The following is a 25,270-nucleotide window of genomic DNA, read 5'->3' on the forward strand; positions in this document are numbered from 1 at the left end:
CAACTCCAATACGTTTATAGTCAGCGCCCTGCTGTTACCGGCCCTTGATCATCTTGCAAGAGCCCCGTTTGAGCAATACCGCATCATAGACAATATGCTGATGGGCTGAATGTTTGGTGATCAGATCAAACAGGACCCCCACACTCGACAGCGCCATTTCAGTTCCCGGCTGGCTGATGGTATCCAGCGCAGGGTGGTAATATTCTCCCATCTCAATGCCGTCGAAACCGATAATGGACATATCATCAGGAATAGATAAGCCTGCGGTAAGCACCGCCTTGGCTGCACCGATGGCAATGGTATCGGAGGCAGCGAAGATTGCCGTCACTGATCTGTCGCGGTTAAGCAGTCTGCGTGCAGCGTTGAAGCCCGAGCTTGGACTGTATTCACAATCTTCAACAAGCCCTGCGTTGTAAGGCAAATGATGTTCTTCGAGTGCCATCTTGTAACCGCTTAACCGGCGGCTGCCGGTAGTGTCTTCCAGTAAAGGTGACTTAGCGAGAAAGCCAATGTTCTTGTGTCCGAGCGAAATTAAATAGGAGGTCGCCTTGTAGGCTTCCTTGGATTCATCGATAGTTACGCTTGAGAAGATGGACGGGTCTACTTCCTGTGAGGTGGTAATGGTCGTTAGTACAAACGGAACCGTCAGCTGCTTGAACTTCTCTTCGGAGTGATTATAAGTACCGCCCATGAAAATAATCCCGCTAAGATTCTTTTCCTTCACCAGCTGAATTGCAGCGTTGATCTCATCGGTCCCGTCCTCTACCTGATGGATGAGAAACGGATACCCGCGAAGATTGACCTGACGCTCAATTTCTTTGATCATAATGGCGAAGAACGGATTGGTAATCCCTTTAACCATGAGTGCAATGTTCTTGGATTGCGTGGTTTTCAAATTCCGCGCATTGGAATTGGGAATATAATTGTATTCCTTGACGACACTTAGAACCTTCTCCCGGGTAGCATTGCTCACCAGACCCTTATTATTGATGACTCTGGACACTGTTGAGATGCCCACACCGGATATCCTGGCGATATCCTTAATGTTTACGTCCACACTACTCCCCCATTTATAGGTAAGGGAGCTATTCATCATAGCTCCCCTGTAACCTATGTCATTCTTTTAGTTAACAGGTGTAAATTCTGCCAATTGTTTCTCTACTTCGGCAATGACCTTGTCAACTCCTGCTTTTTTCAGCTGATCGCGGTATTCTGCTACAGCTGTTTTTGGATCTTTGTTTGTTTTACCCAGCATGAGCTGAATACCAAGCTGTGCATTCACGTTCGAGATCGAAGCAATTTCGGTAGTTACATTAGCCGGGTCGAAGCTGAAGCCGTTGTATGGATCATCGATAGCTTCTTTATCCCATGCAGCGAACAGATCTTTACGGATCGGGTTCTCAGTATCACTAGGAATCACGAACTTATCGTTTCTGAGCGACCAGGCCGAGAAGCCGCCGCCGTCTGTTTTTTCATTGAAGCCTGCAGGCTGTTTCTTCACGCCGTTTTCAATCACGTAGTGCTTGCCTTCGATACCGTATTGCATCAGGTTGTAGTAGCTTTCATCGGTCATGAATTTCTCAATCACCATCAGAGAACGCTCTGGGTTAGAGGAGTTCGCACTGATAACTGTCGAGTTGTCTACACCCATCTTACGTTTGATTTTCTTATTTGCTTCAGCAAAAGTATAGAAGGCTGTTGGAGAATTAGGCAGCGCCTTGATATCTCCGCCATACTGGCCGATCCAGTCTTGTGCATGAGTCAGATAACCCGCAGAGTTCGCGGCTCTGAAGTTGTCTTTGCTGCCGAGGGAAGCGGACAGAACGTCTTTGCCCCAGTAGCCCTTGTCGCCCCACTCACGCATTTTCACAGCCCAATCCTCGAATTCCTGGGTGAAGGCCGGATGGAATACAGTCTTGTAATCCTCTGGGCTCTTAGTGACCAGGTTCAATTCATTCAGCGAGATACCAGGTGCGTTCAGCCACATGCCTGTAGTATCTACGAGCATTCTGTACATGTTCTGTGCATCCTCAGCCTTACCGTTAATTGGCGGGAAGGATTCCTTGGCCACTACATTATCCATGTATTTAACCATATCATCGATTGTCTTAATTTCAGTCATACCGTATTTCTTCAGCAGATCGGTACGATAAGCATAACCGGCAGGCGTATATTCGCTGAACAGACTCGGTACGCCGTAGATTTTGCCATCTACCTTGGTGTTCTGCCAGGAGGTTTCTGGAATCTCCGCTTTCAGCTTAGGCGCTACCTTGTCCAGCATGTCGGTAATGTCAGTCAGCGCACCTTCAGTAGCCAGGGTGTAGTAGGACACAGGAGCACCCGGAGAAGCATGCGACAGATCGAACGATTCACCGGAAGCGAACAGCAGCGGATACTTGGTAGCTACGTCTCCCCAGTCAATATATTTGATTTCAAGCGTAGTATTCAGATCGGCCTTAAGCTTCTTGTTGATCTCGGCCAGAATGTCTTTATTGGTAACTCCTTCGCTGCCCCACAGGTAGTACGTCAGCTTCGCTTCCTTAGAAGTGTCTACGCCTCCGGAATTAGTGGAAGAGGATGGAGTATTCGACGAACCCGTATTTCCATTTGCATTATTGCTTGACGAACAAGCGGATAGCACTCCAGTAAGCATGAGGACAGCAGCTAGAGAAGAAGCAATCTTTTTACCTTTCATTCGGTAAGCCTCCCTTTTCTTTTCTATATTATGGATTTTGCATCTATAACAAACACCCTTCAATTGAAGCAGGCGTCCATTAACCCTTAACAGCACCGATGGTAAGACCGGTTACGAAGTAACGCTGAATGAATGGATACAGGAGAATGATCGGGCCTGTGGCCAGCACGGCTGTAGCCATTTTGATCGATTGGGTCGGCAGATCGGCTGTATTAATGACCGCCCCCGAGTTGATGAGACTGCCCATATTCGCCTGATTGATCATGCGCTGCAGGAAGTACTGGAGCGGGAATTTGCTCTGAGTGTCCATGTACAGCATTCCGTTGTACCACTCATTCCAGAAGCCCAGTGCCGAGAACAGACCAATCGTTGCCAGTGACGGAACCGCCAGCGGCATGAAGATCCGCCAGTAAATGCGGAAATCGCCTGCGCCGTCAATCGTCGCGGATTCATACAGGGAATCCGGGATCGCCTTCATGAAGTTACGCATCAGGAAGATCGACCACGCCCCTACCACCGCCGGCAGGATCATGGCGAACAGGTTGTCCTTGAGGTGCAGATGCTTAACCATCAGGATGTAAGTCGGAATCAATCCTCCGCTGAACAAGGTGGTGAAATAGATCAGGAAGGAGAAGAAGTTACGGTATTTGAAATCCTTGCGGTTCAGGACAAATCCGGCCATGGACATCATGAACAGCCCGAGCACCGTACCGACGACTGTGATAAAGATCGTTACCTGATAAGCATCCACCAGCTTGTCGGAGTTACTGAGCAACAATTCATAGGCCTTGAAAGAGACCTCATTCGGTATCAGCTTGTACCCCTCGCGGATAATCTCCTGCTCATTCATGAAGGAGGAAGAGATCATCAGCGCAAAAGGAAACACACAGAACAGGGCAAACACGGAGATGCAAATGTAGCTGATCACCTTAATGAAAATGCTGCCTGAATCCTGTTTGATTTTAATAGTATTACTTGCCATATTAACACCCCTGTTTCTTATCTTGTCTTAGAACAACGCGCTATCCGGTTCAACCTTACGCACAATAAAGTTAACGACAAGCACCAGAACCAGACCGAATAAGGATTGGTAGAAGCCTACAGCAGCACCCATGGAGAAGTTAAATTGTCCCACGAGCGACCGGAAGACATACGTATCTATAATATCCGTCTGCGGATACAGCACGGAGTTTGTTCCAATCAAATTGTAGAAGAGGTCGAAGGAGCCTTTGAGAATTCCGCCCATACCGAACAGGAGGAGCAGAATGAAGGTTGGCTTCAGAATCGGCAGAGTCATATAACGGATACGCTGCCAGGTAGTGGCGCCATCCATATAGGCTGCTTCATAAAGATCATGGTTGATCCCCGTTATAGCTGCCAGATAGACAATCATACCGTAACCGGTACTTGCCCAGATTTTGAACGCTACAATAATGTATTTCCAGATTCCAGCGTCGGAGTAGAACTCAATCTTGTCTAAGCCTGTACTGGTAAGCATCGTATTGATAAACCCGGAGTTGAAGTTGAACAGGTTATACGCGAACACGCCGACGATAACCATCGAGATGAAGTTCGGAAGCAGAATAACCGACTGGGAGATCTTCTTGAACCACTTGCCTGCAATCTCCGACAGCATGATGGCAAATACAATCTGGATGATGTTACCCAGTGCAAGGAACACCAGATTGTAGAGCAAAGTATTCTTGGTGATATTCCAGAGGTCTCCGTTCTGAATCAGGAACTCGAAATTCTTGAGTCCGATAAAGTCACTGCCAAAGATCCCTTTGTTGAGCTTGTAATCTACGAATGCAACGTAAGCGCCCGGCATTACCGCATAATGAAACACAGCAAAATACACAATGACAGGCAACAGCATGAGATACAGCACTTTGTTCTTCAATAATTCCCGGACGATATTTCCGCCCGATTGTACAAATCTTGCCAATGAGCCCACCTCCTAAATGAACAATGCATTCCACTGCAATGATTAACCATTTTCGCCAATATAGAAACGTTTCCATTAATTCTTTGTGTTTCCCCTTGCTCAGAGCATACTCCTTCCTTGTATACGCTGTCAAACATTTTTTATTTTCAAATAACAAGTAATAATTTTACATTAAACAGATCATAATATATAAAAAGGCGGTTTTTTTATAGATAATTGACTTTTTTCCGTCGAAAGTCTAAACTCGAAATGAATCGCTTATGGAAACGTTTCTATTTGATTTTCATACGGACATGTAAACCTCTTTTGTGACATCTGATGATGAATCCCCCCATTCTGAACCATTTCATGTCCTAATCAAGCACTGGAAAGCGAGGCTCGATATGATATTCACACAACAAATGAACATGATTACCTTAACCCGTGATGACCTGTCGTATACATTCCTGCCTACAGGAGATATTTTTGAATTCACGCAGGGCTCTACACTTATTAATCTGTTCCAAGGCAATCCGGCAGATGGCTCTTCCAATAATATCTATCTGCGCGTATATACGGAGCAAGGAATCAACAGCTATCCGCTGCTGGGCATCCGCTCAGGCTCCAGGCTCTCCCGTTCCGCTGACAAACTGATTTTTGAAGGTTCTATAGAAGCAATCAGCTACCGGGTCACCTTCGCACCGGCCAAGGACGGCATCTGGTTCTGGCAGCTTCAGCTCTCCGGCAGCGGCGAGACTGTGGATGTAGTGTACGGCCAGGATGTCGGCATCGCAGAGAAAGGCGGCATTCTCGCCAACGAGCTGTATATGAGCCAATATCTGGATCACAGCATCTGGGAAGGTCCGCAGGGCTACGCCGTATGCTCGCGCCAGAACCAGCCGCAGGGAACGGACTTTCCGTATCTCCAGCAGGGTGTAGTCGGTTCACGGGCAGTGGGCTATTCCACCGATGGTATGCAGTTCTTTGGCATTTCCTATAAAGGAACCTATGTGCCGGAGGCGCTGGCCGGCAATCTGCAGAACCGTAATTATCAGTACGAGCTGGCCTACACCGCGCTCCAGACTGAGACTATGGTCCTGTCGGCTCCGGTCCAGTTCGCCTTCTACGGCCTATTCCGTCCGAATCATCCTTCCGCTGTTACAGAGCTTGAATTCCAGGCTGAGCTGCAGGCGGCTTATGCAGAGATCGATTGGAGCGGCAAGGAAGCCGTGCCAAGCCAGGATGTCCCTGTACTGAGTGACGATATCGGCAAGCCTTATGTCTCCGCGCAGTGGTCACAGGACCAGATCGATGCTGCCTTCCCTAACCGGAAGCTTGAGGAGACCGAGAATGGCCAGCTGCTCTCCTTCTTCACAGACGGGCATGTCCATGTGGTCCTGCAACCTAAAGAGCTGCTGGTTGAACGTCCGCATGGCCATATCATTACCTCGCTGCTTGGAGACAAGCAGGTAGACAACAACCTGATCTCTTCCACCAACTATATGTACGGGATTTTCAACGGACAGACCGTGGTGGGGAATACTTCGTTTCATAAAGGGATCTCCACGCCGCGCGGGCTGCTGAACATTCAGCGGAACAGCGGTCAGCGGATCTACGTCCGCATGGACGGGGTCTACCGGATTCTTACGCTGCCTGCGGCTTACGAGATGGGCGTGAATTTTGCGAAATGGCATTATCAGCTGGAAGACGATGTGCTGACGGTTACCTCGCTCGCCGCAGCAGGCCAGCCGGATGTTGCCCTTCAGGTCAGCTCGAAGCTGGGCAGATCCTACGATTATCTGATCACGAACCAGCTGGTGATGGGCGAGCATGAATTCCAGCATCCGGTACGGGTTGAAGCGAAGGACGGTATCCTGCAGCTTCTTCCTGATGAAGCGTCCCTTCAGAAGCTTCCTTATCCGGGCCTGCATTTCGATATCCAGCTGCCGGGAACCTCTTATACTTACAGTGATGACCGGATGTTCTATGCCGACAGACAGCCGCGCAACGGCACCCTGCTTACCTTGTCGGTGACGCAGTCGCCTGGCTTCCAGCTCGTGCTTCAGGGCAGGCTTACAGCAGCGGATGCGCTTCCGCTGGCGGCACCTTACACTCTGGAGAAGGAACAGGCGCAGTATAACGAATTCTACGCTTCGTTCACTTCCGGCTTCCAGCTTGAGATCGGTGGCGCCGAGCAGTCAAGAATCGACATTCTGAACGAGACCGCATGGTGGTACACCCATAACGCGATGACCCACTTCATCATGCCGCATGGTCTTGAACAGCCGGGCGGAGCAGCCTGGGGTACACGCGATGTCTGCCAGGGGCCGATGGAATACTTCCTGATGACCCAGCATTATGAGCTGGCCCGCAATGTGCTGCTGAAGATCTACTCGCATCAGCTGTGGGAGAGCCGGGAATGGCCGCAATGGTTCATGTTCGATCAGCATCCGGTCCAGGCCCATGAATGGCACGGCGACGTTGTGCTCTGGCCGCTCAAATGTATCAGCGATTACATCATGGCTACCGGAGACTATTCGATTCTTGACGAGAAAATCGGCTATCACCATCTGGCGGACGCTCAGCCAAGCCAGCAGACCGAGACTGTCCTTGCCCACGTGAAGGCTGCCGTAGAGACCATCCGTGAACGCTTCATCCCGGGCACGGCTCTGATCAACTATGCAGGCGGCGACTGGGATGATACCCTGCAGCCTGCCAATGAGGCGCTTAAGACCAAGCTGGTCAGCGCCTGGACAGTAGCACTCGCCTTCCAGGTGATCCGCAATCTGTCCCAGGTGACTTCAGCCGATGCTGAATTCTCCGCCAGCCTTGCAGCTATGGCCGAAGACATGAAGGAATCGTTCCGTACGCTCCTGATCAAGGACGGCGTTATCGCCGGCTTCGCTTACTTCCAGGAGGACGGCAGCATTGATTATATGCTTCATCCGCTGGATCAGCAGACCGGCATTCACTACCGGTTATTGCCGATGACCCGCAGCATCATTGCCGAGCTGGTTACACCGGAGCAGGCCGCAGCCAATCTGCGCCTGATCGATGAGCACTTGAACTGCCCGGACGGCGTGCGCCTGATGGACCGTCCTGCCCGCTATGAAGGCGGCGTAAGCACCATCTTCCGCCGTGCGGAGCAAGCAGCCAGCGTCGGCCGTGAGATCAGCCTGCAATATGTACATGCCCATATCCGCTATATTGAAGCTTCCGCCAAGCTGGGCGAAGCGAAGCGTGCCTGGGACGGCCTGTTCCAGATCAATCCGATCAATATCCGGCAGAGCGTGCCTAATGCCCAGCTGCGCCAGAGCAACATGTACTTCAGCAGCTCGGACGGCGACTTCCCTGACCGCTACAGCTATCAGGAGAACTTCGACCAATTGCGTGACGGTAGCGTTGAGGTGAAGGGCGGCTGGCGGCTGTATTCCAGCGGTCCCGGGATCTATCTCAATCAGCTGATCTCAGCGGTTCTGGGTATCCGCTTCAGTGAAGAAGAGCTGATTATCGATCCGGTTCTTCCGGCCAGCCTTGACGGCCTGCGCTTCACTTACGAATGCTTCGGCAAGAAGCTGACCTTCGTCTATCATATTGGCTCCGGCCCGGCCCGCACGCCGGAAGTGCATGCAGCTGGCGTGGCTGTTACCGGCCAGGTTCTATCCAATCCATACCGCCCGGGCGCGGTAAGCATTGCCAAGAATCACCTGCTGACCCTGCCCGGGGATGAGCTGCATATCTATGTAACACAATAACTTTCAGTACGCTTACGAAGGAGTTAGCCATGACTAAACCGTTTATCCAGGATCTCGTGAACGATATGACACTAGACGAGAAGTTAGCCCAGCTTACCCAGCTTGGTCCATACTATTGGGGTCTGGATGATACCGTGGATTTGACGGGTCCATTCAAAGAGCTTAATATCGAGCCGCAGGTGATCAAAAGCATCGGAAGCGTTCTGAACGGCATTGGAGCAAGGAATGTCATTGAGCTGCAGACCCGGCATCTGGAATCCAGCCGCCTGAAGATCCCTCTGATCTTCATGGCCGATGTCATTCACGGCTACCGGACCATTCTGCCGATTCCGCTCGCCATGGGCTGTTCTTTCGATCTTGATGCCTGCGAGCGGTTCGCTGAGGTAGCCGCTCGGGAGAGCGCTGCCGCCGGCATTCACCTCACCTTCTCCCCGATGACCGACCTCGTGCGCGATCCGCGCTGGGGCCGGGTCATGGAGACCTCCGGTGAGGACCCTTACCTGAACGCCCGGGTGACCGAGAGCATGGTCCGGGGCTACCAGGGTAAGGACCTGAAGGAGCCGGGGCGGATCGCTGCCTGCGTGAAGCACTTTGCCGGCTACGGGGCGCCTGAAGGCGGGCGTGAATATAACACGGTGGACATGTCCACCGGCGTACTCCGTGAGTTCTATCTGCCAGCCTACAAGGCGGCAGTGGATGCCGGTGTCGCTATGGTGATGGCTGCGTTCAATACGATTGACCGCATCCCGTCCAGCGGCAACAGCAAGCTCCTGCGCGGCATTCTCCGCGAGGAGTGGGGCTTCAATGGCGTGACTATCGCCGACTTCAACTCTGTGAACGAGCTGGTGCCCCACGGGGCAGCGCAAGACGGCCGCGAAGCTGCCTTGAAGAGTCTGGTCGCGGGACTGGATATCGAGATGATGTCCACCCACTATCTGAACCATGCTGCCTCGCTCATTGAGGAAGGCCTGCTCGACCTCCGTCTGATCGACGAAGCGGTTACCCGGGTACTGGAGCTTAAGGATGCCCTCGGCCTGTTCGACAATCCGTTCAAGGATGCCGACCCTGTAGCCGACGAAGCCGATAAGCCCAGTGCAGAGCATCTCCAGGCTGCCCGCGAGATGGGTGCCCGCTCAATTGTTCTGCTCAAGAACGAGGACGGAGTCCTGCCGCTTAAGCGCGGCATGAAGATCGGCCTCGCCGGTCCCTTCGCGACCTCGATTAATGTTCTTGGCGGCTGGGCCGGTACCGAGAAAGACCCGGCGGTCTCCCTCTACACCGGCATCACCGGCAAAATCCCGGCAGCGGACCTGCTCACAGCGATGACCGGTGAACTGGGAAGCATGCTGGAGGGTGTATTCGATGTGGAGGATGCTTCCGAAGCGGCTTACGAGCAGCTGAAGGATTGCGATGTGATTCTTGCCGCAGTAGGCGAGAACCAGCAGGATACCGGCGAAGGCGGCAGTAAAGCCAGCCTGCGGCTGTCCGCCCATCAGGAGAAGCTGATCCACCGCCTCAAGGCAACCGGCAAGCCGGTGGTCACCATTGTGTTCAGCGGCCGTCCGCTGGAGCTTGCGCCAGTGCTTGAGTCAAGTGACGCCTTGGTGCAGGCCTGGTTCCTCGGCACCGAGTCGGGAAATTCCATTGCAGATGTGCTGTTCGGCGACTATAACCCGTCCGGACGCCTCTCCATGAGCTTCCCTTACTCCGTGGGACAGATTCCGGTGTACTATAACGCTTATCAGACAGGACGCCCTTATGATCCGCAGTACCCGAATGTGCGTTATGTTACCCGGTATCTGGATATCCCGAATGATCCGCTGTTCTGCTTCGGCTATGGCCTGAGCTATTCCACCTTTGCCTACAGCGGGTTCACGGTAGAAGCTGCCGCAGACGGCAAGGTGCTTGCCTCCATCGAAGTGGAGAACACCTCCGGGGTTACCGGCAAAGAGACGGTTCAGCTCTATATCCGTGATGTAACCGCCAGTGTTGTCCGTCCAGGCAAAGAGCTGAAGGGCTTCAAGCAGATCACCCTTGCCCCCCATGAGAAGCAGACGGTATCCTTCGAGATCACCAGAGACATGCTCATGTTCTACGGCCAGGAGGATCAGCTTGTGTTCGAGCCCGGAGACTTCGATATTATGATCGGCGCAAACTCCGGCGACCACAGTACACAGCGTATCTGGATCGGCTGATCCCGGAATACCCCGAATAGAATGACACAACAGAAAGCGCCAATCCGCTCACCTGAAGGTGAACAAGGATTGGCGCTATTTGGGCAACACACACTGAATTATGACCCAGTCAGCAGCTCTATATCCAGCCGGGCAAACGTATCCTTCCATTCCGCAGAGCAGCCGCTGTCCGTCAGAACCATAGAGATATGCTCGATCGGGGCAATCTGGGCAAAGGTCGTGACGCCGAATTTGGAGTGGTCGGCAACCAGAATGGATTCTTCCGCCCGTTCCATCATCCTGCGTGAGATCAGAGCCTCCTCCAGATGATAGTCCGTAATCCCCTCGGAGAGCGAGATTCCCCCCGCCGAGATGAAGGCCTTGTTCACCTTGAACTGGCCCAGCAGGTCATGGGAGGTAATTCCCACGGCCGCCTGATACGCTGTGTTCACCTCACCCCCGGCAAAAATAACCTTCCCCTGAAAATGCTCCAGCGCACAATTCAGCACTGGAACCGAATTCGTAATGACCGTCACCTGTGAGCGGTCTTGGAGCTGGCGCATGATCTCAAGCGTGGTCGTCCCGTTGTCCAGGATGATCGTCTCGCCGTCTTGAATGAGCGACGCTGCGAGCCTGCCGATCGCCTGCTTGTCCGCCAGATTCATCTGGGAACGCCTCATGAAGGTCGGTTCATCATTCCCGGAGCGAATCCGCACAGCTCCCCCATACACCTTGCGCAGCCGCCCTTCCTTCTCCAGCCGGTCGAGATCGCGCCGGATGGTCTCTGTCGTAACACCGAACCGCTCAGCCAAAAAATGCACCTGCACCTTCCCCGCAAGCTCCAGCTGGGAGAGTATCGTGTGCTTGCGTTCTTCATAAGTCAGCGACATCCAAGCTTCCTCCTGTCGTAGGGAATTTTATAGATTGTACTTTTATTTTTTCTATGTGGGATTGGCCGTGACACCAGAGAATAGTTGGCCATCCAGCCGCTTTTGTCCCAGATTCCCTTGACTCAGCCACTTTTCGCGGGAGAAATCCGGTGACGGCTGCTGCACGGGGTAGCCAGGGCAAATGTATGCTAAAAACAGCATACAATCTGCTTGCGCGAAGGTAATCAGGCCCAATGTATGTTAAAAACAGCATACAATCTGCTTCCGCGAAGGTATCAGGCCCAATGTATGGTAAAAACAGCATACAATGTGCCTACGCGAAGGTATCAGGCCCAATGTATGTTAAAAACAGCATACAATCTACTTGCGCGAACTTGTTAGTAAATTCGAATTTTTGTCGGGCATCTCTAATCATAATGTTGTTTTTAGTGTATTGATGTTGTTTTCACCAGTATATGAATCTGAATTCCCCTTGTCAATGCGAGACCCCTGCCACAGAAACATTCTTGGTAGATACACGGGTATGGCACACATTGTATTTTATACAGCAGACTATTCCAAAATCGTCCAAAAAGTAGCCTCTGCTGCACTTTGTACACTAGAATTCTTCTAAGAAGAGGTTTTGAAGCTATATTAGTAAAAACTATTGTATGAACTACAGCAGAATGAGCTTCTGCCTAATCTCGGGCTAATTCTATTGCAGAGAATACAATCAGCAATAAAGGAAGCTTGACAGAATAATCAAACGAGCCTAAAATCAACATGAAACAACATAAAGAAACATAAATCAACAACACATTGAATCAACAAACGCCGCACTATTACATTACCACACGCCTTACTGCCACACTCATAATCGGATTGACAAGAGAGGGGATTTCCCGCATGAACAGTAAATTATCATTTCGGCAAGACGGCACCTTCACTATCGTACAATTCACTGATCTGCACTGGATAGATGGACGGGCTGAGGATCAGCGTACCCGGGAGCTTATGGAGCGGGTGCTTAAGGCGGAGCAGCCGGATCTTGTTGTCTTCACAGGAGACCTTATCTATACCGGTCCTGTCTCTGAAGGCGAGCTTCCCTGCCGGGACCCGAAGCAGGCCTTCCGCGATGCGGTGGCCGCTGTAGAGAAGAGCGGAGTCCCTTGGGCCTTCGTATTCGGCAATCATGATACCGAGAACGGGGTGACCTATAACGAGCTGATGGAGATCGCCCTGGAGCATCCCCACTGTGTGGCTGAAGCCGGTCCGGCTGAGCTTGCCGGTTCAAGCAATTATGTCCTTGAGGTTGAGGGCAACGATCATAGTCCTGGAGCTATCCTCTATATGCTGGACACCGGCGCTTACTCCGGACTTAAGCAGATTCCCGGCTATAACTGGGTCCGGCAGAACCAGATCAGCTGGCTGACCGAACAGTCTGCGCGGCTGAATCCCGGAGAAGGTCCGGCCAAGCGGCCAGCACTGGCGTTCTTCCATATCCCGCTGCCTGAATATGCCGAGATGTGGGCCACCCAGGTCTGCTATGGACATAAGTATGAGCAGGTCTGCGCTCCGGTCCTGAACTCCGGGCTATTCACTGCCCTGGTGGAAATGGGCGATGTGGCGGGTACCTTCTGCGGTCATGACCATATCAATGATTTCACCGGCACGCTGCATGGCATCCGCCTCAGCTACGGCCGGGCAACCGGCTACAACACCTACGGGCGGGAAGGCTTCATGCGGGGAGCGCGCGTCATCCGGTTACAGCAGGACGATCCGTCCTTCGATACCTGGCTCCGGCTTGAAGACGGCTCGCTGCTGTCCGAACAGCCTGTCCATCCTCCCACCCCTGCTGACGGTCCACAACATTAATCATTACTTAAGGGGTTGACTATCAATGCTGCTGCCAATTCTTTTGGTGCTGGCTTCCGGGATGTGTCACGCGGTTTGGAGCATGTTCACCAAGAGAAGCCTGAGTAAAAGCATTTTCCTGTGGTCGATCATGATGATCTCTACAGTTCTGCTGCTTCCTGTCCTGCTGGTTGAGCTGTGGAATCAGCCGCTGACCGGGGGCGCCTACGCCCTGCTGCTGCTCTCTGTAGCTCTGCAGGCCTTATATTCATGGCTTTTGTCCAAAACCTATGAGCTGGGCGATTTGTCCCAGATCTACCCGGTCATGCGGGGAACGAGTACGCTGCTCATCCCGCTGATCGGTGTTCTTTTCCTGAATGAATCCTTGTCCATCTATGGCTGGGCCGGAATCGGCTGCATGCTTGGCGGCTTCGCCGTACTCAGCGGAATCGGCTCAAAAAACCGTTCCCTGGCAGCCTCCGGTTCCGGCTACTACACACCGATGCTAATGGCGCTCTGTGTAGGATTATGCACCACCTGCTATGTATTCGTCGATAAGCTGAACCTTCAGCATCTGTCTCCGCTGGCGCTGCTTGAAGTGACCAATATCGGCTTCGTTGCCGGACTGACTCCGGCGGTGCTGAAATCGCGGAAGCTGCTGGAGGAATGGCGGCGCAACAAGTTCACTATCCTGCTGGGCAGTGTGCTGAATCCGGGCTCTTATCTGCTGTTCCTCTTCGCACTGCAGCAGGCGCCGCTCGCCCATATCAGTCCCCTGCGGGAGATCGGGACGATCTTCGCCACCTTCCTGGGTGTGCTTCTGCTGAAGGAGCGGCAGGGCTTGCGGCGGATGGTATGCTCGGTAGTTATATTCTGCGGCATTCTGCTTGTGGGCGTATGGGGTTAGAATCGAAGTCGTTGCCCGATCCGGCAGGATAACTATCATAATATGTCGAATTGAAACGGTATGAAGAAGCTAACCAGGATGACTATTAATTTCATAAAAGCAACTGCCCGCCTCAATCTGAAACATATTCTATTGCTGCTCCTATATCTGACCCTGCTGATCGGCTTGCGCTATCTGTGGGTCAATGCAAATACGGCATCTGAGCATCCTGAAGCACAGCAGGGTGTGCTTGATATGCGCGGCTGGGACTTCGGGAATTCTCCAACCATCCGGCTGGACGGGGAATGGGAGTTCTTCCCCGGCCAATTCCTAACCGCCGGGGATGCTGCCGGACCGGCCCCGGCGACCCGGAATTATGTCCAGGTTCCCGGCGACTGGAGCGGCGGCTTCCCCGAAGGGGAACAATCCTCGCTCGGCTACGGCACGTACAGGCTGCGTATTCTGCTAGACCCGTCACAGCCGGAGCCTTACGGCTTCTGGATTCAGCGGATTCAAGCCGCTTCCAGCATTGATATTAACGAACAGAGGGAGACGAGCTTCGGGAAGCTGGCTGTGAGCCGCGAGGACTATCTCCCCAAAGCGGTCTCCTACACAGCAGCCTATGATGAACCCGGACAGCAAGAGATTGTTCTTCTCGTCCGGGCAGCCAACTATGATCACCCGCTGGAAGGCGGGATCGTCAGGTCGATCCGCTTCGGCTCCCAGGCAGCGGTGGACAGCGCACGCATGTATTCGATCGGCTTCCAGCTGGTTACCTTCGTGATTATGCTGCTGCACGCCTTGTATGCGGGCATATTATTCTTTTTCAACCGCCGGCAAAAAGCGTTCCTGATCTTCTTCCTGCTCCTGCTGGCGGTAGCCGCTTCAATCGTCACCGATAATGATACGCTGCTGCTGCTCTGGCTTCCGGTGAACTATACCTGGGCGCTAAAGCTCAAAATGCTGGCTTATCCTGCGGTATCCCTGTTCATGCTGCTGCTCACCCGCAGCTTCTCTGCCAATGAGCGTCCGGGCCGTCTGTTCAAGGGATATCTGCTCCTCCTTCTGCTCTATACCGCCTACGTCCTGATCTTACCGGCACATGACGTAGTGTATGCAAGACTGTTCTTCTCCCTGCTGTACCTGCTTCCGGTGACCGGGGTCGTCTATTATATCGGACGAATGGTGGTCCGGCAGGAGCAGGATGCTTTCTTCCTGCTGTTCGCCGCAGCGGCTATCGGCTCCAGCGTCATTGGCGGCGCTTTGGAATCCAATAGCCGGACAAGTATCCTGTATTATCCTGTAGATGTCATTGCCTCCATCGTCGGCTTCTCCGCTTACTGGTTCAAACGGTATTTCCGCAATGCTGAGGAGAACCTGCTGCTCAACCGGCAGCTCAAGGAAAGCGACCAGAAGAAGGATCAGTTCCTGGCGAATACCTCGCATGAACTGCGGACGCCGCTGCATGGCATCATCAGCATTGCCCAGACCGTAGCCTCCAAGGAACAATCGGTGCTGGACAAACAGAGCTATAAGGATCTGGAGCTGCTTATTACGATCAGCCGCAGAATGTCCCTGATGCTGAACGATCTGCTCGATGTGACCCGTCTGCAGGAGAAGCGGATTATCCTCCAGCGGGAGCCGCTGGCTATGGGTTCACTGGTCTCGGGTGTGCTCGGGATGTTCGAATTCATGATTGAAGGCAAACCGCTGGTGCTGCGCAATGAGCTTCCCGCTTCATTGCCGCCGGTCTGGGGCGATGAGAAGCGGATTGTACAGATTCTCTATAACCTGCTGCACAATGCTATCAAATACACGCAGGAGGGAACAGTCACCGTATCCGCTGCAGACGACGGCAAGCTGGCGTGGATCAGCGTAGCCGATACCGGAGCGGGGATCGACAAGGAGACACAGGCGAGGATCTTCTCGCCGTATGAGCAGGGCAGCAAAGGCATCATCGACGGAGGAGGCATCGGTCTGGGCTTAAGCATCAGCAAGCAGCTGACCGAGCTGCACGGCGGAGACCTTACGCTAGACTCAGAGCCGGGAAAAGGGTCGGTGTTCACCTTCACTCTTCCGCTGGCCTCCTCTGCCGGGGCCCGGGAGATGACGGACCTAGAGACAGCCGCCGCAGGGCAGCCGGACAATCCGGATTCGCAGGGGCTGCTGCTTGAGGAGAGCCGGCTGTTATTACAGCAGTCGGATATCCGCAATCTCGCAGTCCCTAAGGAGTTAACGAATCTGCCGCAGATGCAGGATTCCTCCCGGATGGCCAAATCTCTCATCCTGGCCGTCGATGATGATCCGGTCAATCTCAAGGTACTGGCCAGCATGCTCTCGGCCGAGCATTATCAGCTGGTCACCACTACCAGCGCCAAGGAAGCCTTGGAGCTGCTGGGCACCGAACCCTGGGACCTGCTGATCGCCGATGTAATGATGCCGTACATGTCCGGCTATGAATTAACACGGATCGTCCGGCAGCGCTTCACTCTCTCGGAGCTGCCCATCCTGCTGCTCACGGCCCGCAACCAGCCGGCCGACATCTATACCGGCTTTCTGGCCGGAGCCAACGATTATGTCGCTAAGCCGGTGGACGCTCTGGAGCTGAAATACCGGGTCCGCTCACTGACCGGACTGAAGCAGTCCATCACCCAGAGCCTGCGTATGGAAGCAGCTTATCTCCAGGCACAGATTCAGCCGCATTTCCTATTCAACACGCTGAACGCGCTGCTGGCGCTGAGTGAATTCGACCTGCCGAAGATGCGTGACCTCGGTGAAGCCTTCTCTTCCTACCTGCGCATCAGCTTCGATTATATGAATTCGCAGCAGCTCGTTGGACTCTCCCATGAGCTGGAGCTGATAGAATCCTATCTCTTCATTGAGAAGGCGCGCTTCGAGGAACGTCTGCAGATCGAATGGGAGGTTGATTCCGGCATCGAGCTGCTGCTTCCTCCGCTTACGCTTCAGCCGCTGGTGGAGAACGCCGTCAGACACGGCCTGCTGAGCCGCAAGGCTGGAGGCAAGCTCCAGATCCGCATTCACCGCGAGCAGGGCTACACCGCCTTCGAAGTGGAGGATAACGGCAAGGGCATGGATGAGGAGCAGGTGAGCCGGCTGCTGGATGACAGCGGGTTGGGCCTGCCCTCCCGCGGCATCGGCCTGTTGAACACCAACCGGCGGCTGACCCAGCTCTACGGCGAAGGCCTGGTCATCCGCAGCCAGCTTGGAGTTGGCACGACAGTATCTTTTGTGATTCCTGAACGGAGGCAGGGCTGAATCTTAAGCTATACAGCCTGGCTTTCACGACAACATAAAGCAGCGGTTCCAATACCACGGAAACGCTGCTTTTTTAAGATTAGATAAAATTTAGTATTTCAACTGGTACAGCCGGTAGATCAAGGCAGCAGCTTCTGCTTTGCTGGCGGTCTGGGCAGGACGGAAGCTCTGATCCCCGAAGCCTTCGAACAGATGCGTACTCTTGGTCAAGGCCACGCTTGAGGCTGCCCATTTCGATATTTTGGCTCCATCTGTGAAGGATGCAATCACTGCTGCCGGCTCGGCAACAGCCGATTTGCCGTTATACGTTGTAAGTGCCCGTGCAAGCATCGTGGCGATCTCCTCACGGGTGATGGTTGCCTCAGGGTCAAACGCAACCGGCGATTTGCCGTTAATGATCCCGGCGGCATAAGCCGCAGCAATCTCATCCGTGTAAGGATTCGTTGTCTTAATATCCTTGAACGGCAAGACCAGCCCTTCCCCGTTCAGCCCGTAAGCCCGGGCAATCATTGCCGCAAATTGCTGGCGGGTAATCTTATCCGATGGAGCGAATACTCCGCCCTCATCCAGAATACCCTTGGCCAGCAGGTAATTGATCTCTTTAACTGCCCAGTGACTGGCAGCCACATCCGCGAACGAAGCCGCTCCAAGCATCACGGTGTACTTGCTGAAGTGTCCTCTCGGAGCAGTTACGGTTTGTGTAACAGGATCATATTTCCCGCCGACGGCTTCCCAGGTAAGACTCTTCTCATTCAGGACATACACAGTCAGATTCTCCAGATTAGCCTCAGAGTATTTCGAAGTATCCATAGAAGACACATCAAAAGTCACATCGATCGGCTTGGCGAAGCTCTTAACCGGCTGGCCTCCAACAGAAGCACTGAATTCCATCACAGGGATGCTGGCCAGCGGTTCTGCCTGACGTGGCTTGTTAATCACAGCATTCTCTACCACTTCTGCTGCCAGATTGATCTTCTGGCCTGCCTCAACCTTACCGAAGGTGTCAGGCTCAATAGTGAATGCCGTCTGATCCATTTGAATCTTCAATCCGGCAATATCATTCTCCCGCACCAGCGTAAGAATCTCTGACGGCAGTGTGGTATTCAGCTTATGAATCCCTTTATCCACCGGAGGTACTTTCACTGTTAGACTCAGCTTCAGGTCAGCAGCTGATCCGGCTCCAAGCTTGCTTGTCAGATCACCAGCGACAGATGCTAATGCCTGCTTCGCCGTTTCAATCTGTGCGCTGATCAATCCCGAATCCAGTTGTGAAGAGACGGCGTTGCCTTCCACTTTAACATTGTCCTTGGCAATCGTGACTTCACTAGCTTTGTTAAGTGCAGCCTGGCTGGAATGAATAACAGCAGCTTTTAACTTCTCAACCGCTTCAGCCGGGATGCCCTTCGCGTTATTCAGCACTGCAGCAGCATTATTAATAAGTGCCTGGGCAACCTCCACTGCCTTGCTGGAGCTATCCAGCTTGTTCAGTAGATACGGCGCACTTCCTACCAATTGAGTAATCGAACTCACAATCTTCTGTTTCTCTGCGGAATCCTGAATAGCTCCCAGGAGCTGCGCAGCCGTATCCATGGCCTGAGACAGACTCTTGCTGTTCTGTTCAGCCTGTGCAGGAGTGTTAGCCGATTTGAGTGACTCGGCAATACTGGACAGCGCATTCTGGGCAGCCGAAGCCTTCTCTGCTGCGGATCCGGAAGTGTTCTTCAGCAAATCTTGCAGCTTATCATTCTGCTGTTGAATCTTCTCGTTATTACCCGTTGCTGCAGCAGGAGCTGGAGCAGCCGGTGTTGCTGTAGGTCCAGGTGCACCTGGCCCGCTTCCTCCTGGTGCCGGTGCAGGATTTGGATTCGTACCGGTATTGCCGCCGCTGCCTCCATTACCGCTTCCCGGCGGGTTCGGGGCCGGATTAACCACAGTCCCTCCAGACGACTCCAGGATTACTTTTTTGTCCAGGGTATAGGTCTGTCCATCAATGGTCATCGAAGCTTTGATCACATAAGTACCGTCAGTCAAAAACTGGTCCTCTGTATAATCATAAGTAATCGCTCTTAGCGGGTATCCCTGTAAAGTCTCTTTGGATAGCACTTTCCCCGCTTCGTTCTGAAGCTCATAAGCAGCCTCATCCGGGTACAGAGTCTTGCTGCCCATGCTTGATCCGCCGTTGGCAACCAGAATTTGCGGCTTCTTGATTTGTTCGATGGAGTTGCCTGCTATATCGACCAGTCCAATCTCAAGCAAGGTCGTACCCGCGGGCCGGATCAACTTGCCATTCTGCAGCCCCACAATGTCCAGCCCTTTCAAGGCCGGTGGCGTAATCTGGGTAAGCGTACCTGCCTGCAGCGTTCCAGGTGCGAAATGAATATCGTACTGGTATTCGATAGCACCCATGAGTTGGTCTACACTTACTATTACATCGCCAGGAGTTACTTGTACCTGATTGGCATTGTATGCATAGCCTTGCAGTGTGGATTGACCTGCAGTTTTATATTTAACCGCGTAGATCGTCCCTGTCTCAGGGGCCATCAGCGTAGCCAGTGCAGACGGACTGTCATCCATCGGCAAGTTATTGTCTCCTGCACCGATTACAACCTGATCACGGTATACAAAAGTGTCTCCCCGGGTATGTGCCAGCATACTGTAGGTTCCTTGAGTGGCGTAGAAATAATTCTCACCTGCAGGATTGCTGTCGATCATATAAGGGATATATTGCGCCCCTGCCAAGTCCTGCCGCACCACATACAGCTCATCTGTAGGCTGATCTAATATAACCTTGCTGACCTCCTGAAGCTCTTGTCTTGCATCCAGTACCAGCGAATATTCTTTGCCGGGTTCTGTGTTAATGGAGCCATACATGTAGTAACCATATTTGGCCTCCACTCCCTGATGGCTTCTGTTGTAGCGCATGAAGTCTACGTCTACGGATGAAGGAGAATCTACCACCAGGAATCCCTGCGATCCAAGAGTGCGGACGGAAGCAGCCGTAACGGATGAAGTTCCGTCACTTCTTTTCACAGTAGCCTGAATATTTGCATCATCCAGCGGAATCCCGCCCGCATAGTTCACACCTTCAGCCTTATCGAGGCCGCGCACACGGATGACCGCCTGCGATTGCGGATCAATAACCGCTACGTACACACTTTTAGATAAATAATCAGTCTTCTTAAAATACAGCTCACCTATATAAGAAGCCTTATCAGCAGGAATGGTGAACGTTCCCTGCTCATCGGTGGTGCCAAGCACCTCCTCATAACGGCGGATCTGCACTCCGGCCACCGGTTGCCCCTGGGCACCTGTATCATGCTGGCGTACAGTAATGGTTACCTTTTGCGCCTGGTCAACAGTCAGGTATGGCTTGTCTACCAGGTCAACCAGTTGTCCATCGTTGCCTCTGATCTCAATATCCATTTCGTTCTTCGGCAGAACCTTCAGCTCAGCCTCGCTAAGCAGCTCTCCCTTAACATAACCGCCGCTTTGATAGCTGTACGGGAATAACTGAACCTTATACGTCCCTGATTTGGCAGGCTTCCAATCCCGCTTATTGACCCGCTGCAGCTCGCCATCCTGTTCCTCAGTGGACCAATACAGAGATTCATCCGAGATGACTGCGCCGTTCTCATCTGTGATGATCAGCTTATAATCACTGCTGAGATCCAGACGATTCTCATACTCATCGGTCACCTTCACCAGAACATTCACACTCTCGCCCAGAACCACCTGATCGCGGAGTTCAGCCTCGTCATAGTAACTGGAGCCCGGCACCCGGAAGCTGATCCCGGCCTGATAAGTGCTGCCGCCGCTGAAGGTATACTCATCCTCAACCGGAGTGAAGTGTGATTTCAGCAGAAGCTCATTCGGGTTACTGTTATTCGGACCGCCAAATGTGGTATTTGCCGTCAGGCGGTGAATTTCTTCGTTCTTAGGCACATACAGATGATCGCCTACGGCAAGACCCATACTGATCTGGTTATAGTTATATCTTTCGTTCAGATAAGAGATGTTTATTTTACCGTGTCCCGTCCCCATAGCCGGTATCTGAAGTTGCAGCTTGCTGAAATCCCGGGAATGACCATCATAGAAGATTTCATGTTTGGCTTCGGTTGGTGTGATTTTATTGCGGAATAAGATATTAACGCCGGTATCACGATTTCTCGCAATCGACGTGAATTCATATTCTTTATTCTTCTCCAGATAGATACTTTGCCCGAAAAAGAGCTGAGAACCTCTCAGATTATCAATCTGTTTATATCTTGTGTTATCAATGAGAGAATAATTCTCTACATATACAGGCTCACCGTCCAAGGAAGCTCGGAAGCTGATCCGGCTGTAGTCACTGGCATCCTTGATGATTTCTTTGTGTATCCCTTCTTCGTTCGCGTACAGGGAGGAGGCAGGAACCCGGAACATGTAAGCTTCACGGTTCTCCGTTGCAATATATGCTTGGTAATCTCCCGCTACCTCTCCCTTTCTGAATACCAGCACCATATATCCAGGCACAGAAAACTGATTCACTGTTCCGCTGCGTGAGGAGTTGCTCAGGAACGGCTGGGTGAACAGCTTCCCGTTGGCATCCAGATAACGGACAGCCACCATATATGTACCCGCTTGCTCCCGGTCAGTTACATAGATGGGCTTGGCTTCATACTGCTCGCTTCCCTGCTTCAGCAATACGAACATCACCGGGCTATTCATGTATAACTCATGATTATCCTTAAGCTGAATCTGTCCGTTTGTATCCGTAGTATAGTTGTAGGACCGATAATTCATCCAGATCGCCACGGATCCATTCACAAGCGGAACACCATTATTCAGGATGGTAAGCCTTACATTCTTATCATCACTGCGGATCTCTGATTGTACAGCACTTTCATATGTATTGGAATCCTTAGTCATCCGTTCTACAGAGATATCAATACCCGTAGCTGAAGGCACGCGGATGCTCTGAGGGGGTGTCACCACCAGCCCCTTCTCGCCCGTATATTCGGCATGAAGAGAATATTCCTGACCGGCAGCCAGCCCTTCAAAAGAAAGATAACTGTACTCCATAGAAGTATAAACAGCATCCTGCACCGTAAGCTTGGCTTCATTTCTGGCCTTTACCTTACTGGCTATCTCCACATCTTCTTTCATAAGTACGAACTTAACATCATTTAGAACCTTAAGATCGCTATAAGTCACATCTACTACACTGTTGACCGTAATCTTTTGTGTGCCGTCCGGGAGCCGGTCATTGGAGACTACCTCTGCTCTGAATGAAGCGGCTGATACCTCAAGCACACTTAATAACGATAACAATACGACCAGAACCATTGAAACTGCCGTTCTTAATTTCTTCGAATACATACTCCATCTCCTTCTCCCCAGTTCATACCATGACAATTGACAATTATAGTTATATTTCAACTCCCTTCCCATTTAATTCTATTCAAAAATTCACACAACATGGATGTTACATTTTTTTCGCGAAAATGTCTATTACTTCCTTAACAGGGTCGCAGAAAATCAACTTAACACTAGGGTTTTGTCACATTTTGTCTGAAACTATTCAGAAGATTCACAAAAAAACGGCAAAACAGGGGTATTCCCCGTTTCGCCGTCTCACCCATTACTTCCCGTACTGTTATACTTACTCCTTACTCGCTTCCGGCGTATAAACCACCGTCTTCTCAACTGTAACCATCTTGCCGAAGCTGTTGGTCACCTTGAATACGAACGTATTACTGCCCTCTGTCAGCGTCACCGACTCATAGAAGCTGCCATAGCTGCTGATCAGTTTGTCATTCAGATAGACTTTGGGACTGCTGTCGTTTGCATCCGTGACACTCCCAGTCAAGGTAAGCTGTTTCGTCTTGGTCGTCTCAGGAATATAATCCAGCTTCAGCACCGGCTCACTCACATTGAACATAATAGTCTTGGTTACTGGCTCCGAGCTTTTGCCCAAGCTATTCACAGCTTTGAAGGTGAAGGTATTGGCTCCCTCCTTGAGAGTTACCGACTCCCTGAAGGGCCCGTAGCTGCTCACCAGTTCATCGTTCATGTAAATCTTTGGACTGCTGTCATTCTTGTCGGTGGCCTTTCCGCTCAGGGTAACCGTCTTGCTGCTGCTGGTCTCCGGGATCAGATCAAGCGTCAGCACAGGGCCGTCTACTTTAAAGGTAATCGTCTTGGTAATCGCCTCCGAGCTTTTGCCCAAGCTGTTCACAGCCTTGAAGGTGAAGGTATTCACTCCCTCTTTGAGGGTTACCGTCTCTCTAAAGGGTCCATAGCTGCTTACAAGTTCATCATTCATGTAAATCTTCGGGCTGCTGTCGTTCGTATCGGTCGCCTTCCCGCTGAGGGTAATTGTCTGGCTACTGCTGGTCTCCGGGATCAGATCAAGCGTCAGCACAGGGCTGCCCACATTGAACACGATCGTCTTGGTGATGACGGAGCTTTTGCCCAGACTGTTAGTCGCCTTGAAGGTAAACGTATTCACTCCCTCTTTGAGGGTTACCGTCTCTCTAAAGGGTCCATAGCTGCTTACCAGTTCATCGTTCATGTAAATCTTTGGGCTGCTGTCATTCTTGTCCGTCGCCTTCCCGCTCAGGGTAACCGTCTTGCTGGTGCTGTTCTCCGGGATCAGATCAAGCGTTAACACAGGCCCGCCCAGGGTAACGACAATCTGTTTCTCTACCACTGCTTTTTTATCATTTTTATTGACTGCGGTCACCACAATCTTGTTCAAGCCTTCCTTCAGCGTCACATCCGCACTGAACTCCCCGTTGTAAGACACATAGGCGGTCTTATCATTAACCGTAACTGCCGGATACATATCGCCGCTGTCCTTCACTTTACCGGTGATCTTGGCCGTAAGCTGATTGGACGTTTCGGGAACCTGCACCGTAAGCTGCGGCCCGGAGGTCTGATAGGTCACCTGCTTCGTCACTGTATTCGAGCGTCCGTTCGGCAGAACCGCCTTGAAGACAAATTCGTAGACCTTCTCTCCCCCATCCAGATCATACGCCTCAGCAAAAGTGCCCTCCACATTCTCTACTTCTTCATCGTTGATGTACACCTTGGCGTCCGCATTCACTTTGCCCGTAAGCTTGACCGTTCTGTCCGACACCTGTGCCGGAACTTGTACGTCCAGCTTCACATCCTGTGTTGCGGTAGTATAAGAGGACTTCAGGACACGGTACAACAGAGTAGCTACAGAAGCCCGGTTAATCGGACTAGTCGGCCCGAAGGTTCCGTCCGGGAAGCCCTGAATCAGCTTATGCTCCACAGCCACCGCTACTTCCTTCGCCAGTTGAGGGGTCACATCCTCATAGTCGTCGAATCTGTACTGCAGAATGTTGTCCGCGTCTACATTATCCGTCTCCAGCCCCATCGCACGTACCAAGGCAACAGCCACATCTTCACGTGTAGCGCTTGCCTGAGGATCGAAGAACGGTTTGCCTTTTACCGGGAAATAGCCGGTCAGATAGTCCTTGGCAGTCTCCACATATTTGTAGGCCCAGGAGGAGGGAGCCACATCCGAGAATGTCTGCGTTCCATCCGAGACCAAATCAAGTCCAAAGGTCAATGTAATCAGCTTGGCTAACTGTTCTCTGGTAATTGCCGCTTCAGGCTTAAAGGACCCGTCCGGGTTCCCCGTAATAATGCCCTGATTCGCCATACTTTGTATCGCTTCATTGGCCCAGTATGTGGTCTTCACATCCACGAATACATAAGATGACGTCTGTTGTACAACTGTTGCCGCACTAGCCACTCCCCCGAACAGCATACTCAGCAGCATCACCCATGCCGATACTACTCTCCATCTTCTCGCTTTCACACTCAT

12 protein-coding genes are annotated in these 25,270 nt (G+C 52.1%); 5 read left to right on the forward strand and 7 right to left on the reverse strand.

Features of this window, described 5'->3' with window-relative positions; translation table 11 throughout:
* Positions 1–34: 34 nt before the first annotated feature.
* From MHH28_RS15760 to MHH28_RS15775, 4 genes are all read right to left on the reverse strand, one after another.
* Complete coding sequence (locus MHH28_RS15760) at positions 35–1,057, reverse strand: LacI family DNA-binding transcriptional regulator (RefSeq protein ID WP_405116484.1); 1,023 nt, start codon at positions 1,055–1,057, stop codon at positions 35–37.
* A gap of 66 nt (positions 1,058–1,123) precedes the next feature.
* The gene (locus MHH28_RS15765; RefSeq protein WP_405116486.1) at positions 1,124–2,695 is read right to left on the reverse strand and encodes a DUF3502 domain-containing protein; all 1,572 of its coding nucleotides are present in this window, start codon (positions 2,693–2,695) and stop codon (positions 1,124–1,126) included.
* A 79-nt stretch (positions 2,696–2,774) separates the two neighbouring features.
* A complete protein-coding gene (locus MHH28_RS15770; protein WP_405116488.1) occupies positions 2,775–3,677 on the reverse strand; it encodes a carbohydrate ABC transporter permease in 903 nt (300 codons plus the stop codon).
* Positions 3,678–3,704: 27 nt separating this feature from the next.
* On the reverse strand, positions 3,705–4,640 hold the full coding sequence (locus MHH28_RS15775; RefSeq protein WP_246553017.1) for a sugar ABC transporter permease: 936 nt from the start codon (positions 4,638–4,640) through the stop codon (positions 3,705–3,707).
* Positions 4,641–5,041: 401 nt separating this feature from the next.
* On the opposite strand from MHH28_RS15775, the gene MHH28_RS15780 reads away from it, so the two are divergent.
* Together MHH28_RS15780 and bglX are read left to right on the forward strand one after the other, a co-directional pair.
* Positions 5,042–8,374: a GH36-type glycosyl hydrolase domain-containing protein gene (locus tag MHH28_RS15780; RefSeq protein WP_405116490.1), complete on the forward strand. Its 3,333-nt coding sequence runs from the start codon at positions 5,042–5,044 to the stop codon at positions 8,372–8,374.
* Between the two features lie 29 nt (positions 8,375–8,403).
* Positions 8,404–10,569, forward strand: a complete 2,166-nt coding sequence (gene bglX / locus MHH28_RS15785; protein ID WP_405116492.1) for a beta-glucosidase BglX — start codon at positions 8,404–8,406, stop codon at positions 10,567–10,569.
* A 98-nt stretch (positions 10,570–10,667) separates the two neighbouring features.
* Here the strand turns inward: bglX and MHH28_RS15790 are convergent, their stop codons facing one another.
* Complete coding sequence (locus tag MHH28_RS15790) at positions 10,668–11,438, reverse strand: DeoR/GlpR family DNA-binding transcription regulator (protein WP_405116494.1); 771 nt, start codon at positions 11,436–11,438, stop codon at positions 10,668–10,670.
* A gap of 885 nt (positions 11,439–12,323) precedes the next feature.
* Here MHH28_RS15790 and MHH28_RS15795 point away from each other — a divergent pair.
* From MHH28_RS15795 to MHH28_RS15805, 3 genes are all read left to right on the forward strand, one after another.
* Positions 12,324–13,292: a metallophosphoesterase family protein gene (locus tag MHH28_RS15795; protein WP_405116497.1), complete on the forward strand. Its 969-nt coding sequence runs from the start codon at positions 12,324–12,326 to the stop codon at positions 13,290–13,292.
* A gap of 25 nt (positions 13,293–13,317) precedes the next feature.
* The gene (locus MHH28_RS15800; protein ID WP_405116500.1) at positions 13,318–14,178 is read left to right on the forward strand and encodes an EamA family transporter; all 861 of its coding nucleotides are present in this window, start codon (positions 13,318–13,320) and stop codon (positions 14,176–14,178) included.
* A gap of 78 nt (positions 14,179–14,256) precedes the next feature.
* Positions 14,257–17,433, forward strand: a complete 3,177-nt coding sequence (locus MHH28_RS15805; RefSeq protein WP_405116503.1) for an ATP-binding protein — start codon at positions 14,257–14,259, stop codon at positions 17,431–17,433.
* Between the two features lie 90 nt (positions 17,434–17,523).
* On the opposite strand, the gene MHH28_RS15810 is transcribed toward MHH28_RS15805, so the two are convergent.
* Positions 17,524–22,791 carry an S-layer homology domain-containing protein gene (locus MHH28_RS15810; protein ID WP_405116506.1) on the reverse strand — a complete coding sequence of 1,756 codons (5,268 nt, stop codon included), beginning with the start codon at positions 22,789–22,791 and terminating at the stop codon, positions 17,524–17,526.
* Between the two features lie 283 nt (positions 22,792–23,074).
* Complete coding sequence (locus MHH28_RS15815) at positions 23,075–25,270, reverse strand: S-layer homology domain-containing protein (protein WP_405116508.1); 2,196 nt, start codon at positions 25,268–25,270, stop codon at positions 23,075–23,077.

The organism is Paenibacillus sp. FSL K6-1217, assembly GCF_045040735.1.
Lineage (GTDB): Bacteria > Bacillota > Bacilli > Paenibacillales > Paenibacillaceae > Paenibacillus_AQ.

Excerpts from the sequence above, each read along its gene's own strand:
- MHH28_RS15765 (WP_405116486.1), bottom strand. The coding sequence starts at position 2,695 with ATGAAAGGTAAAAAGATTGCTTCTTCTCTAGCTGCTGTCCTCATGCTT.
- MHH28_RS15770 (WP_405116488.1), bottom strand. The coding sequence starts at position 3,677 with ATGGCAAGTAATACTATTAAAATCAAACAGGATTCAGGCAGCATTTTC.
- MHH28_RS15780 (WP_405116490.1), top strand. The coding sequence starts at position 5,042 with ATGAACATGATTACCTTAACCCGTGATGACCTGTCGTATACATTCCTG.
- bglX (WP_405116492.1), top strand. The coding sequence starts at position 8,404 with ATGACTAAACCGTTTATCCAGGATCTCGTGAACGATATGACACTAGAC.
- MHH28_RS15790 (WP_405116494.1), bottom strand. The coding sequence starts at position 11,438 with ATGTCGCTGACTTATGAAGAACGCAAGCACACGATACTCTCCCAGCTG.
- MHH28_RS15795 (WP_405116497.1), top strand. The coding sequence starts at position 12,324 with ATGAACAGTAAATTATCATTTCGGCAAGACGGCACCTTCACTATCGTA.
- MHH28_RS15800 (WP_405116500.1), top strand. The coding sequence starts at position 13,318 with ATGCTGCTGCCAATTCTTTTGGTGCTGGCTTCCGGGATGTGTCACGCG.
- MHH28_RS15805 (WP_405116503.1), top strand. The coding sequence starts at position 14,257 with ATGACTATTAATTTCATAAAAGCAACTGCCCGCCTCAATCTGAAACAT.
- MHH28_RS15810 (WP_405116506.1), bottom strand. The coding sequence starts at position 22,791 with ATGTATTCGAAGAAATTAAGAACGGCAGTTTCAATGGTTCTGGTCGTA.
- MHH28_RS15815 (WP_405116508.1), bottom strand. The coding sequence starts at position 25,270 with ATGAGTGTGAAAGCGAGAAGATGGAGAGTAGTATCGGCATGGGTGATG.